Source organism: Borrelia anserina Es, from assembly GCF_001936255.1.
Lineage (GTDB): Bacteria > Spirochaetota > Spirochaetia > Borreliales > Borreliaceae > Borrelia > Borrelia anserina.
Window position 1 is genome coordinate 871,578 of the sequence record NZ_CP013704.1, and the last position, 21,018, is coordinate 892,595.

A 21,018-nucleotide genomic window follows, 5' to 3' on the forward strand; every position below is an offset into this window, starting at 1 on the left:
TGTGGTATGTATATTTTGGATTTTTTAAAAAAAGAAGTTTAATTTTTTGTAAACTTTATTCACTGTTTTTTTAATAGGGGCAATTTTTTTAATATTATCTTGATTGTCAATCAGGCTTTTGATGCTATTCATTGATTCCTCGATTGCTACGCTAAAGTTTTTTTGAGGTTTTAGCCAAAAATTATTAGAGTAATCGCTTCTGAGTGATAGGAAAAGGACAGATTGTTTATTGGGATGTTTAATGAAATTCATAGTGCATTCTAAAATATTTCTTATCTTATCAATTTCGGTAATATGAACATTTGTGTTTTCATATGCTTTGATAAGCGTCCAATCTGGTTCCATACTATTTACTATTCGCATTATTTCTATTAGCTTCTTGTTTTTGAGTATGATTAAATTTTCATGTGTTAAGTTTACAAAAATATTCTTTATTGCTTTTTCCTCTTCGCTTTTTAGTCCTTGTGATATTAATTCTTTAACTTCTTTTAAGCTAAGTGTTAATTGATTTTTGTGTTCATTGTGAGTGTTAAATTTTTTTCTTCCAATTATTATTTCATTTTTTGATGGAGGATTTTTATCGTTTTTTATTATATTTTTATGGGTGTTAATTGATTTTTTATTCTCTTTGTGAGTGTTTTTCTGTTCATTTTTTTCAAGTTGAATATCATTGATCCATTCTTTTTTAAGTACTCCAATTGATCGGGCATATCTTTTACTTGTCTCTATGATTTCTCCTGCGACGAAATATTTTACAGAATCTGTGTTAATAAGTGAACCAGGATGGATTACGACATTTTTAGCTTTTATCGTTTTATATGTATTTTTTGAGGTTTTAAAGCAAATGTAATCTTTCATTCCTCTCATTATAGATTTTAAGTAACCTTCGTAATCAATCTCGCTTTTACGTACTATTGGGATGTTGAAGTTACTTACAATGGTTTCGAGTTGTCTTTGTACGTTAGTAATTTCTTCAAGGCCTTGTAAGTCTAGATAATTCTCTTTGGCAAAGGCTTCTTTATTAATGGCTTTTTTATAATCTTCGAATATATTAATAAATCCTATTAGATCGCCTAGTGGATTTTTGTATTTTAAATGAGCTTGTCTGGCTTCCATTTCTTCGTTTTGGGGTAGTAAAAAAATTCCACTTGTGGATAAAAACGATAATCCAATTGTGGTTGGGTATATTGCTTGTTGATAGTTCAGCATTGCCTCAACTAAAGCTCTTGAATGAATTGGTATTAGAGGAAAAATTATCATATATTTTCCAATTTCCGTAAGCTCATTTTTTTCATTTATTGCATCTAGAGATCTTAATATGTCACTTGCTGTTTGAATAGATTTAATTGATGGTTTGGAAATAAAATCAAATTTTGTGAAATTTCTAATTCCTATGTCTGCCATTCTTAGTATTACTTCAGAGAGATCTGTTCTGTATATTTCTTCCTTTTGATATTCATCTCTTAATTGATATTCATCTCTTTTATATAATCTGTAACATGTTCCCTTTGCGAGTCTTCCTGCTCTTCCTGCTCTTTGTGTTGCAGATGATTTTGAAATTGGTACTTCTTGAAGTGAATAAGTATGTGTTTTCATCTGGAATCTATTTGTTTTGACTTTTCCGCTATCAATTACTATCTTAATATTTTCAATTGTAATTGAAGTTTCTGCGATATTTGTTGATACTATAATTTTTCTTTTATTCTTTGGAGTAGGCATAAATATTTGTTCTTGTGCTTCTTTTGCCATTCGACCATATAAAGGCAATATTACTAAGTCTTGCTTGGAATTTAATTCATGAATTTCTTTTATTGTTTCTTTTATTTCTTTTTCTCCAGATAGGAATATAAGAATATCACCTTCTTTTTTTTCTTTGATTATACCGCTAATTATTTCTTTTATTTTTAATATCATTAACTTTGATGTATTAAGTTGTGGTGGATTGTAGATTATTTGTACAGGATAAGTAATTGTTTCTATGCTAAGTATTGGTGCATTGTTAAAATATTTTGAAAAAACTTGCGTATTTATTGTGGCAGATGAAATTATAACTTTAAAGTCATCTCTTTTTTTTAGTATGTCTTTGATAAGCCCTAGTATAAAGTCTATATTTAAACTTCTTTCATGCGCTTCATCTATTATTATTATGTCGTATTCATAAAGTAGGGAGTCCTTTTTGAGTTCTTGTAATAAAACTCCGTCAGTCATTAATTTGATTTTGGTCTTGGTACTTGTGATCTCTTGGAATCTTATTTTGTACCCTACCTCTTCTCCAAGATTTACTCCGATGTGTTTTGCAATATATTCTGCTATTGATACTGTAGCTATTCTTCTTGGTTGTGTTACACCAATTTTACCAAACTTTGCTAGTTCTGCTTCATATATTATTCTTGGTATTTGTGTGGTTTTTCCGCTTCCTGTTGGACTTTCTACTATCAGAACATTATGTGTCCTTAACTTTTTAATTAATTCATCTTTATATTTGTAAATGGGAAGCCCAAAATCATTCATATCTTACATTAGTCCGAAAACGTAAGTTGCATCTATTTGATTAAGATCAATATCAGTAGGCAAATCAATCTTTTTCCTATTAATTTTAGCATAAAATCTATCATTTTGTTTGTAAACATAGATTTTATTTCCAACTTTATTTTTTGATAGTAAAATTGTTTTTACAATAATTCCGTTTTTTTCTAATTTTGCGTCTAGCAACTTAATTGCTTCTTGCAATGTTATTTCATATGCTTTTATATCTTTCTTTAGTGGGCATATTATGCTGTTATTTTCAGTTTTAATATAATCTCCAAAAATGCCTGTTGTGGCAATTATTTTTTCATTGGTTTTTGGATATTCTCCAATTATTTTTGGAAGAGAGAGTAGTTTAAGAGCAAGTTCTAGGGTTATGTTTTCATATTCTATGTTTTTTGTAGAAACTTTTTTAGCTTTTATTATTTTAGGTTTTTTAGGCTTGCCTGTTTTTGTGAATTCTTGTGGAGCATGCATATCCTCTCCAAGTTGAATAATTCCTCCATATTTTGAATTTTTATATATTATGTTAAGTCCTGTTGCAGGATCTATTCCTAATATATTAGGTTGTATTTCTTTTTCTGATATTATTTTTTTTATTTCATCTTTTTTATATAGGCTTTCTAATGGTGTTGTTACATCAATTGAGTAATTATTTCCATTAAAAATTAGATAAGGACCAAACTTGCCAATATTGATTTTATAATTAAAATTCTCGTCGTTTTTATATTCGTAGACTATTCTAAATTCTTCAGGACTTATAATGGGTTCTATTTTGTTGATTGTATTCCTTAGTCCTTCTTTTCCATTATAAAATTTATTTAGATATTTTATTTTGTCTAGTTTGCCTATTGCGATCTTATCTAGATTTTCTTCCATATGGGATGTGAATTGTAGTTCAATTAGTACTGGGAAATATTTTTTTAGTAGGTTGATGACAGCAGCTCCTTTTATTGTTGGTACTAAGGTATTATTTTGCTTAAATATATATTCTCTCTCAAAGAGTGTTGAGATGATAGTCGAATAAGTTGAAGGGCGACCTATACCTTCTTTTTCAAGTTTTTGTACTAATGATGCTTCTGTGTATCTAAGTGGAGGTTTTGTCTCATGTTCTTCTGGTTTTATATCCAGTATGACGAATTTATCACCTTCTTTTATGAGTGAAAAATCTATAAGGCTGTTTTCATGAGACTCTTTGCTATTTTTTAGGAAGCCATCAAAAATGATTTTTGTGAAGCTTGATTTGAACGTTAAATTGTCATACTTTAATGTTATTTTAATAACTTTTTTTATTGTATCTTTCATGATAGATTCAATAGTTCTGTTCCATATTATTTTATATATTTCTTTTGCAGTCTCGCTTTCTATTTGTATTTGTTCAGGTGGAGTGAACATTTCAGAAGGTCTTATGGCTTCATGTGCATCTTGAGCCATTTTAGCTTTAGCATATACTCTGTCATTTATTTCTATATATTCTTCGCCATATTGTTGTTTTATAATAGTTTTTATTTTTTCTCTAGCGGTCTTTGCAATATTATAAGAATCTGTTCTCATGTAAGTTATGTAGCCACTCTCATACAATTTTTGTGCATAATTCATGATTTGTTTGGTTCCTATTTTTAGTCGTCTGTTTACTTCTTGTTGCAGGGAAGATGTAATGAATGGTTTAGGAGGAGATTGTTTTACTTCTTTCATTTCAATTGAAATCACTCTGAGCTCTTTTGTTTTATTTAACTCTTTTGTAAGCGTATTCATCAATGTTTGATCTATTACAATTGTCTTATCAGGATCATGTAAAGTCCCTGTATCATTTACAAAATCTTTGCTCTCGGCTACATTTTTGTTTTCAATCTTTTCTAATATTGTCCTAATCTGTGTATCACTTTTGTTATGTTTGCATTCAAGTGTGATGGAGTAATAGCTGGCTTTTTTGAAGTTTATTCTTGCCATTTCCTTTTCTATAATTAATTGAAGGCCAACGGATTGTACTCTACCAGCGGAGAGTCCGTAAGCAATTTTTTTCCAAAGTAGAGGAGAGATAGTGTATCCGTAAAGTCTATCTAGTATTCTTCTTGTCTCTCCAGCATTAACGAGATTCATGTTAATTTCTCTTGTATTATTAAGTGAATCAATTATTGCACTTTTTGTGATTTCATGAAATACCATTCTTTTATAATTTTTAATTTGTAACACTTCTTTTAGGTGAAATGCTATTGTTTCTCCTTCTCTATCTTGGTCAGTTGCCAGATATATTTCATCTTTATCCTTTATGAGATTTTTAAGTTTTTCAATTACTGTTCTTTTATTTGGGGGGATAATGTATAGTGGTTTAAAATCATTTTGATAGTCTATGGATAGGCTTGACCATTCAAATTTTTTGTATTCTTCAGGTATTTCTTTAGCACTATTTGGTAGATCTCTTATGTGTCCTATACAAGCTTCTATTGAAAATGAATTATCAAGATACCTTTTTATTGTTGTTGCTTTTGTTGGTGATTCTACTATTATTAATTTTCTTTGTTGCATAAAACCCTTATATGTATATAATATAACATAATGTGTGAATTATTGTAATTTTTCGATAAAAATTGTGCGGTATTTATGAGTACTTATAGAGTTTTGCATACATCTGATTGGCATATTGGTAAAAAGATCGGGCATTTTTCTAGGCTTGGAGAGCAGAAGAGTTTTTTAATTTTTTTATTGGAATTTATTAAAAATGAGAAAATTGATCTTTTGCTTATTGCTGGTGATGTTTATGATTCAAAGAGACCTGGGTTTGAGGAACAAAAATTAATAAATGATTTTTTTTATGAATTATCTTTTACGTCTTGTAAGTGGTGTGTGGTTATTACTGGAAATCATGATAAGAGGGATTATTTTAATATTAATAAAAAGATACTTTCAAAGTTTAATTTTTTTTTAGTTACTGGAAGTGAATTTTCCAATCAAGTGATCTTTTTGAGAGACCTTTGTGATGTGAAATTTATTATTGTCTGTATGCCTTATATTAATGAAAGGCTTATTGTGGATCAAGAGTGTAGAAATATAGAATTACAAGATGATATTTTTCTTAAAAACCTTCAAAAGGCCTATAAAGATAAGATATCAGATATTGTTAAGTCTCTTGATGAGAAGTATCTTAATGTTCCTAGAATATTTGTTGCTCATTCTTTTTTTTCTAATATTAGTGTAATTAGTAGTATTGGCAATAGTCCTGTTTTGCCTGTTAGTATTTTTGACAATATTTTTTTTTCTTATGTTGCACTTGGACATATTCATAATTTTAGGAAATTAAGAGATAACATAGCTTATTCGGGTTCGCCAATTCAATATTCGTTTGATGAGGATGTTAGAAAATATGTGAATGTATTGTTTTTTAGTGACGGTAAATTAGTTGAACAGAGTAAGGTTTTACTTCCCATATTTGGTAAACTGCAATTTTTACAAGGGTCTTTTAGTGAGATTATGGATGATTTATATAAGCTTAAGGCTAAGATTTCTTATCTTTGTTACTTGAAAATTCAACTTAATGAGAAAGTGGAATCCAAGTTTGAAGAGCAGATTTATGCTCTAGTGAAGTCAAGTCTGATTAATATATTTGATATTTATTATAATTTGGTGGATTCAGGCGAAGAAGTTTTAAAGGAAGGTCGGAGTAGATTATTTAGTAGAGATGAAATACTAAATAGGGATGAGAAGTATTTTTTCCAAGAAAAATTAAGAAAAGATGTTATGAGTGGTTTTAGGAGAGGAAATAAGTTTAAGGAAGAAGAACTTGTTGCTCTTTTTGAGGAGGTATTACTTAAAGGAAGAGCAGGCGAGTATGAGGATAAATAAGTTAATATTTAAAAATATTGCTTCCTATAAAGGTGAATATGAGATAAATTTTGATGTTTCTGTTTTAAAGCAGGCTGGTATTTTTTTGATTTCAGGAAATACTGGATCTGGTAAGAGTACAATTTTAGATTGTATCACCCTTGCTCTTTATGCACGAGTTTATAGACTTGATAAAAATATTTCAGATTCAATTTCGAAAGGTTTTGATAGTGCTTATGTTAAACTTACTTTTACTGTTTCTGATAAAGTTTATGAGTCATTTGTTGAACTTCACTTAAGACAAAAGGAAACACCAAAAAATATGGTACTAATTTGTCTTAATGATGGAAGTTTGATTGAGAATAAAGATGATGTTTTAGCTTATATAAAGAGTCTTTGTAGATTAAATTTTGAACAGTTTTGTCAAACTGTTATTTTGCCTCAAGGTAATTTTCAGGAATTTTTAATTTCAAAGCCAAAAAGTAAGGCAGCAATAATTGATAATATTTTTAATTTAAAAAAATATGATGATATAGAAATTTTTTTGAAAAGAGAACTAGATCTTACAAAATCCAATGAAGAAAAATTGGAGTTATTGTATACAGAGAAAAAAAACAGGCTTGATGTTAGTAAAAAAAAAATAAATGAATTGACTGATTTTTTGAGTTCTCTTGATATAGAAGCTTTAAGAAAAAATCTTGACGATATTTATGAGTTAATAGGTATTTGTGACAAAATAATTAAGTTTAATCAAGATTATTTAGCTATTCGCTATAGGATAGATAATTTAGAGTTGGAATTATCTTCTAAGGTTGCGAGTAAAGAAAAATTAAATCATGAGTATTTTTTACAAGAGGATATTAAATCAAAGTTAGACGAAAAGCTTAAATTGTATAATTCTAATGATTTTTTGAATTTAGAAAATTTTGTTAAAAGGTACCTTGAACTTATTAATGATAAGAATCGGTTTTCATTGGAGCTTTTAAGTATTCAAAGGGATTTAGAAGAATTAAAATATCTGGATTTAGACAATTTTGATTATGTAAAAGAATTGTATTATGAAAATATTCTTTTCTGTGAGATAGATTTTGATGAGAAGGCTTATAATAGCTTGCTTGTAAAAGAGAAGCAATTGGAGTCACAAAAAAAGAAATTATTGGTAGATCAGAGGAGAAAAAATTTAGAAATTAAAAGTATTACTTCAGAAGAGACGACATTTAATTTTGATAAGTATATTTATTATGAGGCATTAAAGTTATTAAGGGGTTTTTATGAAGAATTAACATTGGATTATAAAAATGAATTAGAGTTATTATTAAGGTCAAATGATAGTGGTTCGTTTCAAGATGTTGGTATAAATATTAAAATTAATTTACATAGAAGATTCTTAGAACATCTTAATAGTAATAAACAGTCTGTTGAAATAGATATAGAGAATCTTAGGCATATTGAGGATTCGTATAAAGTATACAAAAAAAAAGAGAAATTAAAAATTAGTAATTTAAATGGACTATTAGAGTTAAACTCAAAGCTTCAAATTTTGCAATCTAAGTTAGATAATCTTAAACAGGATATTTTGAATAGTAAAGAAAATAAGATTAAATGGGAAGGTTGTGTCTTAAATTTTAATAAAAATAATGCGGAAATTTTAAAAAGAATTGGCCATGATTTGTTTCATAAATATATAGATTATTCTAATAGAGATAAGATTTTGCTTTTTGAAGATAAACTTAAGGAAGTTGAGAATTTAAAATCAATGTTTAATGACTTAAATTCCAAAATTTCTTTAAAGGAAATAGAGATTAAAGAAATTTTGGACAAGATAAAAGATTTATTATCTAATCTTGATTTAAAGATAAGTTTAAGTGAGCCTGCTTTATTGGAAACAGAGTTTGAAAAATTTTTGCTTTCAAAGAGCGACGTAAAAGATATTCATGTTAAATTGGACTTACTTTGTAATGATATAAGTAATAGGAAACTTGAATTGGAAAGTCAAATTGAGCTTATGAATGAAAGCATGATGAGTTTTAAAATGGAGCTTAAAGATAATTTTGATAAGTTTACTTCTAATTTTTTAGATTTGAAAAAATTCATGGGAAATAATTTTTATGTTAAAGATTCTATTTTTTCTCTTGATTCTTTAGAGCCTAGTAAGAATAGTTTAGATTATTTTATGAAGTTGAAATCTAATTTTATGTCTCAGATTAAGGTTTTTTCCGGAGATATTATTAAATATGAAGCAACTTTTTCAAGTTTGCAAACTCTTGAAGTGGAACTTAGTAGTCAGGAGGTTGAGTTAAAAGATATTGAGAATGCATTAAAGAGTGTAAATGAGCGTAATGATAAATTGGAAATTTTAAAGAAAGTTATTATTACTTCTCCTAGTTTAAAATATTATGTTCAAAGTTTTTTGATCGATGAGATCTTAAGTATATCAAATAAAAAGTATTTAAGTGTTATTCTGCCTGATTTTAACCTTGAAATTAATACAGATAGTAAAGATTTTAGTTTTTTAGTTAGGAGTAAAAGAGATGGAAACATGACTCGTAGTGTTAAAACTCTGTCTGGGGGTGAAAGATTTCTTGTATCTTTATCGCTTTCCTTAGCTTTATCAGATATGATAAGAGATAGCGATCTTAAAATAGAGGCATTTTTTCTTGATGAGGGATTTGGAAATCTTGATGAGGAGACTTTAAAAATGATTATTCCAAAAATTTTTGACTTGCAGCGTGTTGATGGGCGTCAAATAGGTGTGATATCACATGTTTCTTATTTGAAAGAAGAGATTAAGACTCAGATAGTTGTAAGTAAAATTGCAACAGTTTCTAAGATTACTATAGAGAGTTTTTAATTTTTTATTGTATAATTACTTGGATATTTTAGAAAATGGAGATTTGTATGGAACGTTATATTGCAATTGATGTTGGAGGTACTAATACTAAATATTCTCTTGCAGATAGTGGCGGTAATTTCCTTGATAGACATGAAGTTAAATCGGGTACTACTCATGATGAGCAGGTTGGTATTTTAGTCGATATAATTAATTTTTATAAGAGAGACGGAAATATCAAAGGTGTTGCAATTTGTATGCCTGGGTTTGTTGATCCTAGGGGGATTGTGATTAGGGTTAATGCTATTAAGGGATTTAATAATTATCCTTTAAAGGAAAAGCTTGAGACTTTAACGGAAGTGAATGTTGAAATTGAAAATGATGCTAATTGTGTAGCGCTGGCAGAAAAATTTAAAGGTAATGCTATTCATTCTAATGATTTTATTGCTTTAACTCTTGGAACGGGTATTGGTGCCGGGATATTTATGAATGGAAAACTTTTAAGAGGCTATTCTTTTATGTCTGGTGAAATTGGATTTATGATTACTAGAGGACTGAGTAATAATGTTCCTTTTAATTGCAGATGGGAGTCTATAGCTTCTGTTGCAGCTTTAAGGAAGAGGGTTGCTGAGCGTTTGGAGATGGAGTTTGATGAACTTTCTGGAGAATATGTGTTTGAGCTTGCTGAAAGTGGTAATATACATGCTAGGAATGAAATTGAGCATTTTTTTGAGACTTTATCATTTGGAATTTTTAATTTAACTTTTATTTTAAATCCTGGAAAGATCTTGATTGGAGGAGGAATAAGTTCCAGACCGGATCTGATAAGTAAAATATATGATAAATTAGAGAATTTATGGTCTTTAGAATTGGCTCATATTTATGATAATGATATTAAGAAACTTGTTAAACTTGAGACAACTAAATTTAATAATGATTCTGGTAAAATTGGAGCATTATATCATTATTTTGTTGAAAATAACTTATTATGTGGTTTAGATGATAAAAGAGGCATGTGTTTTTAATATATTGGAGGCTTTAAATGCTGTTGAGCTTGGTGCTAGTAGGATTGAGCTTTGTGAAAATACGACTTGTGGGGGAACTACACCTTCTTATGGTACCATAAAAGTTTTGAGAGAAATTGTACGGGTTCCTATTGTTGTAATGATTAGACCAAGATGTGGGAATTTTGTATATTCTAATTTAGAATTTCAAGCTATGAAAGAAGATATTAAGCTTTGCAAGAGTTTTGGAGTAGAAGGTGTAGTTTTTGGAATTTTAAAAGATGATCATAAAATTGACATAGATAGAACTAGAGAATTGCTAAGCTTAGCTTATCCTTTAAAAGTTACTTTTCATAGAGCAATCGATGAGACTTATGATATTAGATCTTCTGTGTCTAAGCTTTTAGATATTGGTGTTCATAGAATATTGACTTCGGGAGGAAGATCGAAAGCTTCAGATTCACTTGTAGTACTTCAAGATTTAATCTTAATGGCTGGAGATAAGTTAGAAATTGTTGTTGCGGGTAAGGTTAGTAAGGATAATATTGATATTATTGATGCTATTTTGGGCGCAAGAGCTTATCATGGAAGACTTATTGTTGGTAATTTAAACGCATCTTAAGGTATTTGTTAGTTAATTTTAAGATTAAATTAAGTGATATTTAGTAGTAGATTGGTATTTAGTATTTTGATGATTATACATTTTTGTGGTAAAAGAATATGATTATATTTGACCTTGAAAATGATTGATTCTGTAGGTTATGTGGAATTAAGTTTATGTGGAGGATAATTCTAAGTTAGACTTCTTAGTAATTTGGTTATTTGATGCTAGATACTTGAAACCCCAATTTTTGTTTAAGATTATGTTTGTTATGAGTTTTTTAATGCTCATTTTGTTAACATTAAATTTAAGTTCTACGGTATTTTGATCTTGTATCCTAGATTGTATGGAGCTTGAGATTATTATATTTGTTGTGCTTGCTAGGAGTATTGGTATTAGTTTTTTGGATAAAATGGATAGGATTTCTGGGTTATTAGTGTTTAGATAGGCTTTTAAGTTATAATCAGTGTCACTTTTGCTATTTGCAATGAATATTCCTTTATTAAGGGGAATTGTATTTGTTTTCTTCATTTTGGTTGGTATTAGTTTAACGATATCTTTTATCCAAATAAATATTTCATTTTGCTCGAGTATATCAATATATTTTGTTGTTAGTATGTTTTCTCTTTTATGGGTTATTTCTCTTTGATTTATTAGAATTCCTCTTTTATCTTTAGTTGGAGTGACGTATATATTTGAATTTTTGATCTTCCATTTTGGATTTGTGAAGATGTTTCCATAGGATTCAAAATTTGGATTATTTTGTATTCCCCAGAAGATGTTTTTAGGGAAATTTCCTGTTATGATTGATGAAAAAGTTTCTGGATTTTTTGTGTAACTTAAGTATATATTACCAATAGTGTTAAGTCCAATTTTGTATTTGAGTTTGAGTTCATTATGGATGAATCTGTTTTTTGATAGATTTATATAGGCGTATATATCTGATGAGGGATCTAATAGCATAATTGAAGATATGTTCTTCTTAGGTGGACAGTAAGTTAATGTTTCACATCCTATTACAAGAATAGCTGTGCAAATGTTGATAATTAGTCTGACCATCTTTCAATACCTATATTAATTGATATTCCATCATCTATTTCTACCTTTTCTAGTGCCTTTTCTTGATTAATATCTATTTTTAGTGTTAAGGTTTCAGTCTTAATGTAGCTTTCAAATTGACTTATTATTTTTTTCAGTATTTCATTGCCATCTGTATGTAGTATTATGCGATCACTGACATTGAAGTTATTTTCTTTCCTTAAATTTTGTACTTTTCTTATAAGTTCTCTTGAAAGTCCTTCTAGATATAATTCTTCTGTTATCAGTGCATCTAGTCCGATTGTAATGGAATCTTTGTTTATTACTTTTAGATTTTCTCTTTCGTGTCTTTCCAGGATTATATCCTTTAATGTAATATTATATTCATTTTCTTTGATTTTAATCATATATTGATTATTATTTATTATTTTTAATATGTCTTCGTTATTTAGTTTCATTATTTCTAATGATACCGGCTTCATATTTGTACCAAGTTTACTTCCAAGTTCTCTGAAGTTTGCTTTTGCTTTATAAGTTACAAGATCTTCTTCATTGGATTTTATTTTTATTTCTTTTGCGTTAATTTCCTCAAGTATTATTTCTTGCATTTCACTTAGTATTTGTTGTTCTTTTTTATTTTTGGTAACAACATAGATTGTACTGATAGGTTTTCGTATTTTGATGTTATGTGATGCTCTAAGTGCTCTTGCAATTGAGATTACTTTTCTTATAAAGTTCATTTTATCTTCAAGGTCTGTATTGATAAGCTCTTTAATCTCTTGTGGATATTGTTCTAGATGGATTGATTCTTTTTCGCCTTGTATCTTCAGATTTTGATAAATTTCTTCTGTTAAGAATGGGGTAAATGGTGCAAGCATTAACATTAGGTTCTTTAGCGCGTAATATAGTGTTTCATAGGCATCTATTTTATCATGATCATTCTCAGATTTCCAGAACCTTCTTCTTGATCTTCTGATATACCAATTGTTTAACTTGTCGATAAATTCAAGAAGCTCTTCTATTGATTTTGTTAAATTATACTTATCTATTTCTTCGTTTAATATTTTTTTTAGACTTTCGATTTCGCTAATTATCCATTTATCGAGGATATTGGTTTTGTGTAGATTCATGTTATTATTAGGTTCAAAGTTGTCGATTATTGCATAGGTTATGAAAAATGAGTAAGCATTCCAGATAGGGATTATAATATTCTTTAAAACATCTCTAACTCCTTCATCGCTGTACTTTAAATCATCAGCTCTTACTACGGGACTCATTATTAGATACAGTCTTAAAGCATCTGCTCCAAATGTGTTTATTACTTTCATTGGATCTGTGTAATTTCTAAGTGATTTTGACATTTTTCTTCCGTCACTAGATAATACTAGGCCGTTAACTATTACATTTTTAAACGCTGTGCTTTCAAAAAGGGCAGTTCCTAGAATTGTTAATGTATAAAACCAACCTCTTGTTTGGTCTAGACCTTCTGCAATAAAGTCAGCAGGGAAAATATTGTGAAATTTATCTTTATCTTTAAATGGATAATGCTTACTTGCGTAAGGCATAGAACCAGATTCAAACCAGCAGTCTAAGACTTCGCTTGTTCGAGTATATATACCACCATATTCACTAGGCCACATGATTTTATCAACTTTATCTTTATGTAAGTCATTTACCTTTTGTCCTGAAAGTCTTTCAAGTTCTTCTTTAGAGCCTATGCATATTTTGTTTCCTGTTTTTGAACATATCCAAACTGGTATTGGATTTCCCCAGAATCTGTTTCTACTTATTGCCCAATCGCGTGCATTTTCTAACCATTTGCCAAATCGGCCTTTTTGTAAGTGTGAAGGCATCCAGTTTATTTGTTCATTTGATCTTATGAGTTTTTCTTTTATTTTTTCAATATTTACAAACCATGAGCTTATAGGTCTGTAAATTAGGGGTGAATTTGTTCTATAGCAAAATGGATATCTGTGTAGGAAGTTTTCTCTTTTGAATAAAAGGTTCATTGATTTTAATTTTTCGATTATTTTGTTATCTGCATCTTTAACAAATAGTCCTTCAAAATCTTTTATTTCATTTGTGAATCTGCACTCGGCATCTATAGGTATTTTTATGTCAGTTTTTGTATTTTTTTTTATTATATTATAATCTTCTTCTCCAAATGGTGCGATATGTACTATTCCTGTTCCATTGTCAGTTGTTACATATTCTGCTGTATGTATCCTGAAAGCTCCTTTATTTCGTTGATTTAGAAAATAGTTAAATACGGGTTCATATTCTATTCCTTTAATGTGTTCACCTTTGAATTGTTTTATTACTGTATATGCTTGTTCGTCTTTATAGTAATGATTTAACCTTTTTGTGGCAATTATAAATGTTGAGTCTTTTTCTTTATCAAATATTTTAGAATAATCTATGTCTTTACCAACAGCGATTCCAAGATTTGTAGGTAATGTCCAAGGAGTTGTTGTCCATGCAAGTAAATATTCATTTCTATCTTTGATTTTAAATTTTATAGTTAGTGATGGATCGTGAACTTCTTTATATTCTCCAAGGTTAACTTCAAAGTTTGAGAGAGGTGTTGCAAGTTTTGGTGAATATGGTAATACATAGTAGCTTTCATAAATTAAACCCTTATTGTAGAGTGTTTGAAATACCCACCATACAGATTCCATGAAGGTTATATCCATTGTTTTGTAATTGTTCTCAAAGTCAACCCATCTACCTAGTCTTGAAATTGTTTTTTGCCATTCTTTTGTATATCTAAGAACTATGTTTCTGCATTCTTCGTTAAATTTATCAACTCCGTATTGTTCTATCTCGTATCTTCCAGATATTTTTAAGGATTTTTCTACTTCATATTCTACGGGTAAACCATGGGTATCCCATCCGAAGTGTCTCTTAACATGTTTTCCTTTCATTGTTTTATATCTTGGAATTATATCTTTGATTGTGTTTGGAACAAAATGTCCAAAGTGAGGTAGTCCTGTCGCGAATGGTGGACCATCATAAAATGTAAATTCCTCACAACCTTCTCTTTGTTGCATTGATTTTTCGAAAATTTTATTATCATTCCAAAATTTTAGTATTTTTTCTTCTATCTTAGGAAAATTTACTTTATTTTCTACTTTTTTGAACATAAGATTTCCTTTTGTTTGGTTTTTATGTCATTTTGGTCTAAATATATTTTTATTAGATTAATGTTGGGATTATTGAATATTTGATTAATAATTTTTTCTTCTATTTGTTCTTTTATTGCATTTAAAATGCTTCTTGCTCCAGAATTTTTGTCGTAATATTTTTTTATTATGTGATTCTTGAGAGTTTCGTCAATTTCTATTTTAATGTTCTTTAGGCTAAATTTTTGAGTAAGTTCTTTGCAATAATGAGTATAAATTAGGTTAAGATCTTCTTCTTTTAAAACATTAAGAATTATTTTTTTTTGTATTTTATCTAGTAGTGATGATTTGAATCTTGTTTTAAGTTCATTGTTAATTTCGCTTTTGATGTTTGTATTGTTTTCTCTATTATTAAATCCGATACTTCCTTTTCCAAGTAGTGTTTTAGTCCCAATGGATGTACTTAGAATAATAATGGCATTTTTGAAAGATATTTTATCTTCTTTATTACCAATTAGCTCTCCATTTTCAAGTATTTGTTCTATCATATTAAGTACGGAATTGTGAGCATGTTCGATGTTTTCAAATATTATGAAGGCTCTAGGATTATATTTTAATCTATTTGTTAAAATGCCGCCGTCAGTATAGCCTGTGTATCCTGGATTTGTTCCTATTAATTTTGATATGGAAGTTTCTTCTCTATAGTCTGACATGTCTAGTTTTAGTATTGAGTTTTGATCTTCAATAATGATTTTTGATATTTCTTTTGCTATCATTGTTTTTCCACTTCCGTTCGAACCTATGAGTAGTATTGATGTTAAAGGTTGCGTTTTGTTATTTATATCGACTTTTGTTTTGACTATCTCTATAATTATTTCGTTTATAGCATATTCTTGGCCGATTATTTTTTCTTTTATATTAATTGCTTCTGATTTTAGTGTATCAATCTCTTCTTTTATATTAGATTTTATCTTAATATCTAATAGTTCATCTGTTGCGCTTTTAATATCCTCAACATTGACTATCTTTTTATTTATTGCCTGTTGTTTTTTGTGAGCTCCGGCAATGTCAATTAGATCAATTGCTTTATCGGGAAATCTTTTATTAGTTAAATATTGTGATGATAGATTTATAACATGTTTTATGGCTTCTTTTTCGTAAGTGACACCATGATAGTCTTCAAAGTTTTTTATTATGTTATTGATTATGTTGAGTGTTTCTTTTTCATCGGGTTCTTTGATTGATATTGTTTGAAACCTTCTAGTAAATGCTTTGTCTTTAGAGATGTATTTCCTATATTCATCGTAAGTTGTTGCACCTATAATTTGTATTGCAGAGCGAGACAAAACAGGTTTTAAAATGTTTGCTGCATCAATAGAACCTTCAGAGTTTCCAGCTCCTATTAAAGTGTGTATTTCATCAATAAATATTATTATGTCTTTATTATTTTTGATGAATTTGATTATGTTATTTAGTCTTTCTTCAAATTCACCTCTATATTTTGTTCCTGAGACTAAGTCAGAAGCATCAATTTGTAGTATTGTTTTGTTTTGTAATTTGCTTTTTATTTCTTTATTTGCAATTTTGATGGCAAGTCCTTCAACGATTGCCGTTTTTCCGACACCAGGCTCTCCTATTAGGATTGTGCTATTTTTATTTCGTCTCTCAAGTATGTTTATTAGTGTCTGGATTTCTTTTTCACGACCTACTAAGGGGTCAAGTTTTTTTTCCTTTGCAAGTGTTGTTAGGTTTTTAGCATATCTGTCAATTTCAAAGTGGTCATTTGTAAGTCTTATTTCATCTTCGAATTCTTTATATGTTTCAATTAGCCTTATTTTGTCTATGCTTGCTATAATATTGTCTTCGTTAAAGTTGAAGCTTAATTTATTAAGTTTATATTTCTTTAGAAGTTTTTTCGTTTTTAAAATTTGATAAAAAATTTCTTTTATGCCTATTGAGATTTTAGACTTGAAGTCTTTTTTTGTTTGTTCAATAAGGATGAAAATTTCTCTGTTTATCTTTGGAATTATAATTTCGTTGGCACCGATTAGAACTTTTTCTAACTTTTCTATTTCGTATAATGTATCTTGCTTGATATTTTTTAAAGTCTTGGCGTCTATGTTTTTTATCTCAGACTTTTTGGGGCAAACTAATATAGACATTAATAAATGCCAGATTGAGACTTCTCTATTTTTGTTTTTTCTAGCAACTTCTCTCGCGGATACTTCGACTAGGTTTATTAAGTTTTCTGCTATATTAATATTTTTCTATCTCCATCTTTATATTATTCATTATATCAGAAATATTATTTTTTTGTTCGTATCTTGAATATATGGATACATAAAATTTAATTTTTGGCTCTGTTCCAGATGGTCTAATGGTTATTTGTATTTCGTTTTCTAGTAAAAATCTTATTGCATTTGTAGTATATTTGTATTCTTTTATTTCGTATATGTTGTTGTTCATATCGGTTTCTTTTAATGTTTTATAGTCTATTTTTTTGATTATATTAATTCCTGCAAATTCTTTTTTGACTTCGTTTCTAAATTTTGACATTAGTTCTTCTCTTAAAGAATACCAATTACTTCCTTTAAAACTTTTATTAATTGTAAAGTCTTCATAGTATCCAAACTCTTTGTACATTTCTTGAAGATATTCACCTATTGTTATTTGATTCTTTTTTAGTGTAAGCATTAAATCACAGAATCCTTTTATGGCTGAAAATGCGTCTTTATCCCTGGTTCCAGTGCCGATTAAGTATCCATGACTTTCTTCACATCCAAAAATAAATTTTTTGTTTGGTTCTTTTAGTTTTATCTCATCTATTAAATGTCCTATCCATTTAAATCCTGTGTATGTTCTAAGTAATGTTGAGTTGTATTTTTGGGCTATCTTATCTAGCATTGGTGTTGTAACGAAAGAAGCTATTACAAATACTTTTTTGGGATCATTTTCTCTAGATAATAAGTAATTCATTAAAATAGATGCAATTTGGTTGCCGTTTAAAATTTTCCATTCTTTACTTTCATTAAAGGCTATGCCTACCCTGTCAGCATCTGGATCTGTTGCGAATGCAATATCACAGTTTTCTCTCTTTGCAAGTTCTATTACTCTTGCCATGGTTACATGTTCTTCAGGATTAGGATAGTTGACTGTAGGAAATTCTGGGTCAGGGTTTATTTGACTTGGTTCAGTTATAAGTTCTACTTTACTGCCTTTGAATAATATTTTTATTATTGTTCCTCCTGTTCCATGCAAAGGAGTATATGCTACTTTTAAGTTTACATTTTTGCTTTTTTTATTGAAATCAGGAAATTCTTCATTTATTTTATCTACATATGTCATGTCAATTTCATCATTAATCTCAATTATTACTTGCTTATTTATCCCTTCTTCTTTTGTAAGTGTCTTTGTAATATTGGATACCTTTTGAATTTCCGATATTATACGTGTGTCGTGAGGGGATATTACTTGAACACCTCCTTTCCAATATACTTTATATCCATTGTATTTTTTTGTATTATGGCTTGCTGTTATCATTATTCCAAGATCGCATTCTAATTTTCTGACTGTATAGGATAATTGTGGTGTTGGTCTTAGATGCTTATATATATAAACTTTGAGTCCATTTGATGCAAAGATTTCAGCAGCATCATATGCAAATTCTTTCGAGAAATGTCTTGAATCGTAACTTATTACAACTTTAGGATTTTGTATTATTTTAAGGATATAATTAGCAATTCCTTGGCTTGCTTTTGCGACATTATAGGTATTTATATAGTATGTCCCAGCTCCAATGATGCCTCTCATTCCGGCAGTGCCAAATTCTAGTTCTTTATAAAATCTATTGTATATTTCTATCTTGTTATTTTCGATGAGTAATTTTACTGCTTCGTCCTTGAAGTATCTGTTTTTTTCAAGTTGAATATATTTTTCTAATTTTTTTTGAAGTTTGTTATTTTTCATGATATTTTCCTTTAGTTTGTTATTTGAGAATTTATAATTAAATTATAATATAATGATGTCTAAATATATAATTTATAGGATTAGTTATTATATTGTGATTTGCAATATTTTTGTTTGAGGTTTTCATGCAATTTTTTTTAAAGTCTGATTATTCTCCTTCTGGTGATCAGCTAAAAGCAATTAGAGAAATAGAAAAATCTATTCTATTTGGTAATAGATATCAGACTTTAAAGGGTGTTACAGGTAGTGGTAAAACTTTTACAATAGCTAATATTATTAGAGATTTAGAGAAACCTTCTTTAATAATTAGTCATAATAAGACTTTAGCTGCTCAGCTTTATAGAGAATTTAAGGATTTTTTTCCAGAGAATGCCGTTGAGTATTTTGTTTCTTATTATGATTATTATCAGCCTGAGTCTTATGTTCCATCAAAAGATTTGTATATAGAAAAGGAAGCTACTATTAATGAAGATATTGAAATTAAGAGAATAAGGACGGTAACATCTCTTTCTAGAAGGCGAGATGTTATTGTTATTGCTACAGTTTCTTCAATTTATGCGTTAGGTTCTCCAGAATTTTTTAAGAGCTCTGCTTATGCTTTTTTTGTAGGACAAAAAATTTCTATTAAGGAGATGGCAGATATTTTTGTTAAACTTCAGTATGAAAGGACACTTGTGAATCTTGAGCATGATAAGTTTTCTATTAAAGGTGATGTTATTGAAGTATGGCCTAGTAATGAACATGGTTACTTTGCATATAGGATTTGTTTAGATTTTGATGAGATTGTTAAAATAAATAGGATTAGTCCACTTACAAAAAAGATTTTGGGATCTACTGACGAATTTACTCTTTTTGCTAAATCTTATTTTATTATTCCTTATGAAAATATATTAGGTGCTCTGCCTAAAATACAAGTTGATTTAGAAATGCAATATCGTTATTTTAAGGAAAATGGTAAGCTTTTTGAGGCTGAAAGACTTAGACAGAAAGTGGAATATGATATTGAAATGTTACGAGAAACTGGGTTGTGTCAGGGTATCGAGAATTATTCTAAGTACTTTGGTGAAAATGAAAAGAATAGACCTTATTGTCTTTTTGATTTTTTTCCTAAAGATTATTTGCTTTTTATTGATGAATCTCATGTTACTTTACCTCAGTTTAGGGGGATGTATAATGGAGATTATTCAAGAAAATTGAATCTTGTAAATTTTGGATTTAGACTTCCATCAGCACTTGAAAATAGACCCCTTAAATATCATGAGTTTGAATCTTTAATTAATCAGGCTGTTTTTATTTCAGCAACTCCTGGCCTTGAAGAGTGTGAAAAGAGTAGTGTTATTGTTGAGCAAATAATACGTCCAACAGGTATTGTTGATCCAGAAATTATTATTAGGGTTTCAGACGGACAGATGGAAGATCTTTATAATGAAATTCAGAAAAGAGTAGCTTTAAATGAAAAGGTTTTAATTACAACTTTGACTAAAAAAATGGCTGAAGATTTGACAGATTATTTGTTGAGTCTTGAAATAAAGGCTAGGTATTTGCATTCAGAGCTTAATATTCTTGAAAGAGTAGAGATTATTACATCGCTTAGAAGATCAGAAGTTGATGTTATTGTAGGAATTAATTTGCTAAGAGAAGGTTTAGATATTCCTGAAGTTTCTCTTGTTGTCATATTAGATGCTGATAAGGTAGGGTTTTTAAGATCTACTACTTCTCTGATTCAAATGGTTGGTAGAGCTGCTAGAAACTTAAATGGTTGTGTTATAATGTATTATGATCAAGTAAGTTGTGCAATGCAAGAGGTTATTGACGAAACTAATAGGAGGCGGAATATTCAAATTGAGTATAATAAAAAGAATAATATTATTCCAAGGACTATTATTAAAAAAGTACAAAATATTTTAGAAGAAGAATTAAAAAATAAGACTGTTGATTATGATATTGAAAAGATTATTTTCAATAAAAAGTTATCTAAGAAGGATCTTATCGCGAAGCTTAAGTTTAAACTTGAAGAGGCGGTTAGTGATGAAAGATTTGAAGATGCTATCTTTTTACGAGATAAAATAAAAAATCTTGTTAAGGGACGGGATTTTTTTTGAAAACAAGGAG

The 21,018-nt window shown here is 28.7% G+C and carries 11 protein-coding genes; 5 read left to right on the plus strand and 6 right to left on the minus strand.

Translation table 11 applies throughout. The features are described 5' to 3' along the window. Positions 1-24: 24 nt before the first annotated feature. Entirely contained in the window at positions 25-2,511 is a 2,487-nt protein-coding gene (locus N187_RS04145; RefSeq protein WP_075550329.1) for an ATP-dependent RNA helicase, read from the minus strand. A gap of 3 nt (positions 2,512-2,514) precedes the next feature. After that, positions 2,515-5,052 carry a type I DNA topoisomerase gene (topA, locus tag N187_RS04150; protein ID WP_025419976.1) on the minus strand — a complete coding sequence of 846 codons (2,538 nt, stop codon included), beginning with the start codon at positions 5,050-5,052 and terminating at the stop codon, positions 2,515-2,517. Between the two features lie 75 nt (positions 5,053-5,127). Here topA and sbcD point away from each other — a divergent pair, with 75 nt between their 5' ends. The 4 genes from sbcD to N187_RS04170 are packed head-to-tail and all read left to right on the plus strand — an operon-like array spanning position 5,128 to position 10,801. Next, entirely contained in the window at positions 5,128-6,366 is a 1,239-nt protein-coding gene (gene sbcD, locus N187_RS04155) for an exonuclease subunit SbcD (RefSeq protein WP_025419977.1), read from the plus strand. Beyond that, positions 6,353-9,196, plus strand: a complete 2,844-nt coding sequence (locus N187_RS04160; protein WP_025419978.1) for an AAA family ATPase — start codon at positions 6,353-6,355, stop codon at positions 9,194-9,196. The genes sbcD and N187_RS04160 overlap by 14 nt, the downstream gene beginning before the upstream one ends. A gap of 47 nt (positions 9,197-9,243) precedes the next feature. Next, positions 9,244-10,200: an ROK family protein gene (locus N187_RS04165; RefSeq protein ID WP_025419979.1), complete on the plus strand. Its 957-nt coding sequence runs from the start codon at positions 9,244-9,246 to the stop codon at positions 10,198-10,200. Further along, positions 10,175-10,801, plus strand: a complete 627-nt coding sequence (locus N187_RS04170; protein WP_025419980.1) for a copper homeostasis protein CutC — start codon at positions 10,175-10,177, stop codon at positions 10,799-10,801. The genes N187_RS04165 and N187_RS04170 overlap by 26 nt, the downstream gene beginning before the upstream one ends. 153 nt (positions 10,802-10,954) lie before the next feature. On the opposite strand, the gene N187_RS04175 is transcribed toward N187_RS04170, so the two are convergent. The 4 genes from N187_RS04175 to N187_RS04190 form a co-directional block, all read right to left on the minus strand. Beyond that, positions 10,955-11,839, minus strand: coding sequence for a hypothetical protein (locus N187_RS04175; protein WP_025419981.1), 885 nt, complete (start codon positions 11,837-11,839; stop codon positions 10,955-10,957). Next, positions 11,827-14,961, minus strand: a complete 3,135-nt coding sequence (ileS, locus tag N187_RS04180; protein WP_025419982.1) for an isoleucine--tRNA ligase — start codon at positions 14,959-14,961, stop codon at positions 11,827-11,829. The genes N187_RS04175 and ileS overlap by 13 nt, the downstream gene beginning before the upstream one ends. After that, on the minus strand, positions 14,946-17,102 hold the full coding sequence (locus tag N187_RS04185) for an AAA family ATPase (protein ID WP_025419983.1): 2,157 nt from the start codon (positions 17,100-17,102) through the stop codon (positions 14,946-14,948). Before N187_RS04185 ends, ileS begins: the two co-directional genes overlap by 16 nt. Positions 17,103-17,196: 94 nt before the next feature. Continuing rightward, a complete protein-coding gene (locus N187_RS04190) occupies positions 17,197-18,906 on the minus strand; it encodes a phospho-sugar mutase (protein ID WP_025419984.1) in 1,710 nt (569 codons plus the stop codon). 125 nt (positions 18,907-19,031) lie between these two features. On the opposite strand from N187_RS04190, the gene uvrB reads away from it, so the two are divergent. Beyond that, positions 19,032-21,008: an excinuclease ABC subunit UvrB gene (gene uvrB, locus N187_RS04195; RefSeq protein ID WP_025419985.1), complete on the plus strand. Its 1,977-nt coding sequence runs from the start codon at positions 19,032-19,034 to the stop codon at positions 21,006-21,008. Positions 21,009-21,018: the final 10 nt, after the last annotated feature.

What these genes read in the sequence shown, in the direction of transcription:
- N187_RS04145 (WP_075550329.1), bottom strand. Translation starts at nt 2,511, where the DNA reads ATGAATGATTTTGGGCTTCCCATTTACAAATATAAAGATGAATTAATT.
- N187_RS04190 (WP_025419984.1), bottom strand. Translation starts at nt 18,906, where the DNA reads ATGAAAAATAACAAACTTCAAAAAAAATTAGAAAAATATATTCAACTT.
- N187_RS04170 (WP_025419980.1), top strand. Translation starts at nt 10,175, where the DNA reads ATGATAAAAGAGGCATGTGTTTTTAATATATTGGAGGCTTTAAATGCT.
- ileS (WP_025419982.1), bottom strand. Translation starts at nt 14,961, where the DNA reads ATGTTCAAAAAAGTAGAAAATAAAGTAAATTTTCCTAAGATAGAAGAA.
- N187_RS04185 (WP_025419983.1), bottom strand. Translation starts at nt 17,102, where the DNA reads ATGTCTATATTAGTTTGCCCCAAAAAGTCTGAGATAAAAAACATAGAC.
- uvrB (WP_025419985.1), top strand. Translation starts at nt 19,032, where the DNA reads ATGCAATTTTTTTTAAAGTCTGATTATTCTCCTTCTGGTGATCAGCTA.
- N187_RS04165 (WP_025419979.1), top strand. Translation starts at nt 9,244, where the DNA reads ATGGAACGTTATATTGCAATTGATGTTGGAGGTACTAATACTAAATAT.
- N187_RS04175 (WP_025419981.1), bottom strand. Translation starts at nt 11,839, where the DNA reads ATGGTCAGACTAATTATCAACATTTGCACAGCTATTCTTGTAATAGGA.
- N187_RS04160 (WP_025419978.1), top strand. Translation starts at nt 6,353, where the DNA reads ATGAGGATAAATAAGTTAATATTTAAAAATATTGCTTCCTATAAAGGT.
- topA (WP_025419976.1), bottom strand. Translation starts at nt 5,052, where the DNA reads ATGCAACAAAGAAAATTAATAATAGTAGAATCACCAACAAAAGCAACA.
- sbcD (WP_025419977.1), top strand. Translation starts at nt 5,128, where the DNA reads ATGAGTACTTATAGAGTTTTGCATACATCTGATTGGCATATTGGTAAA.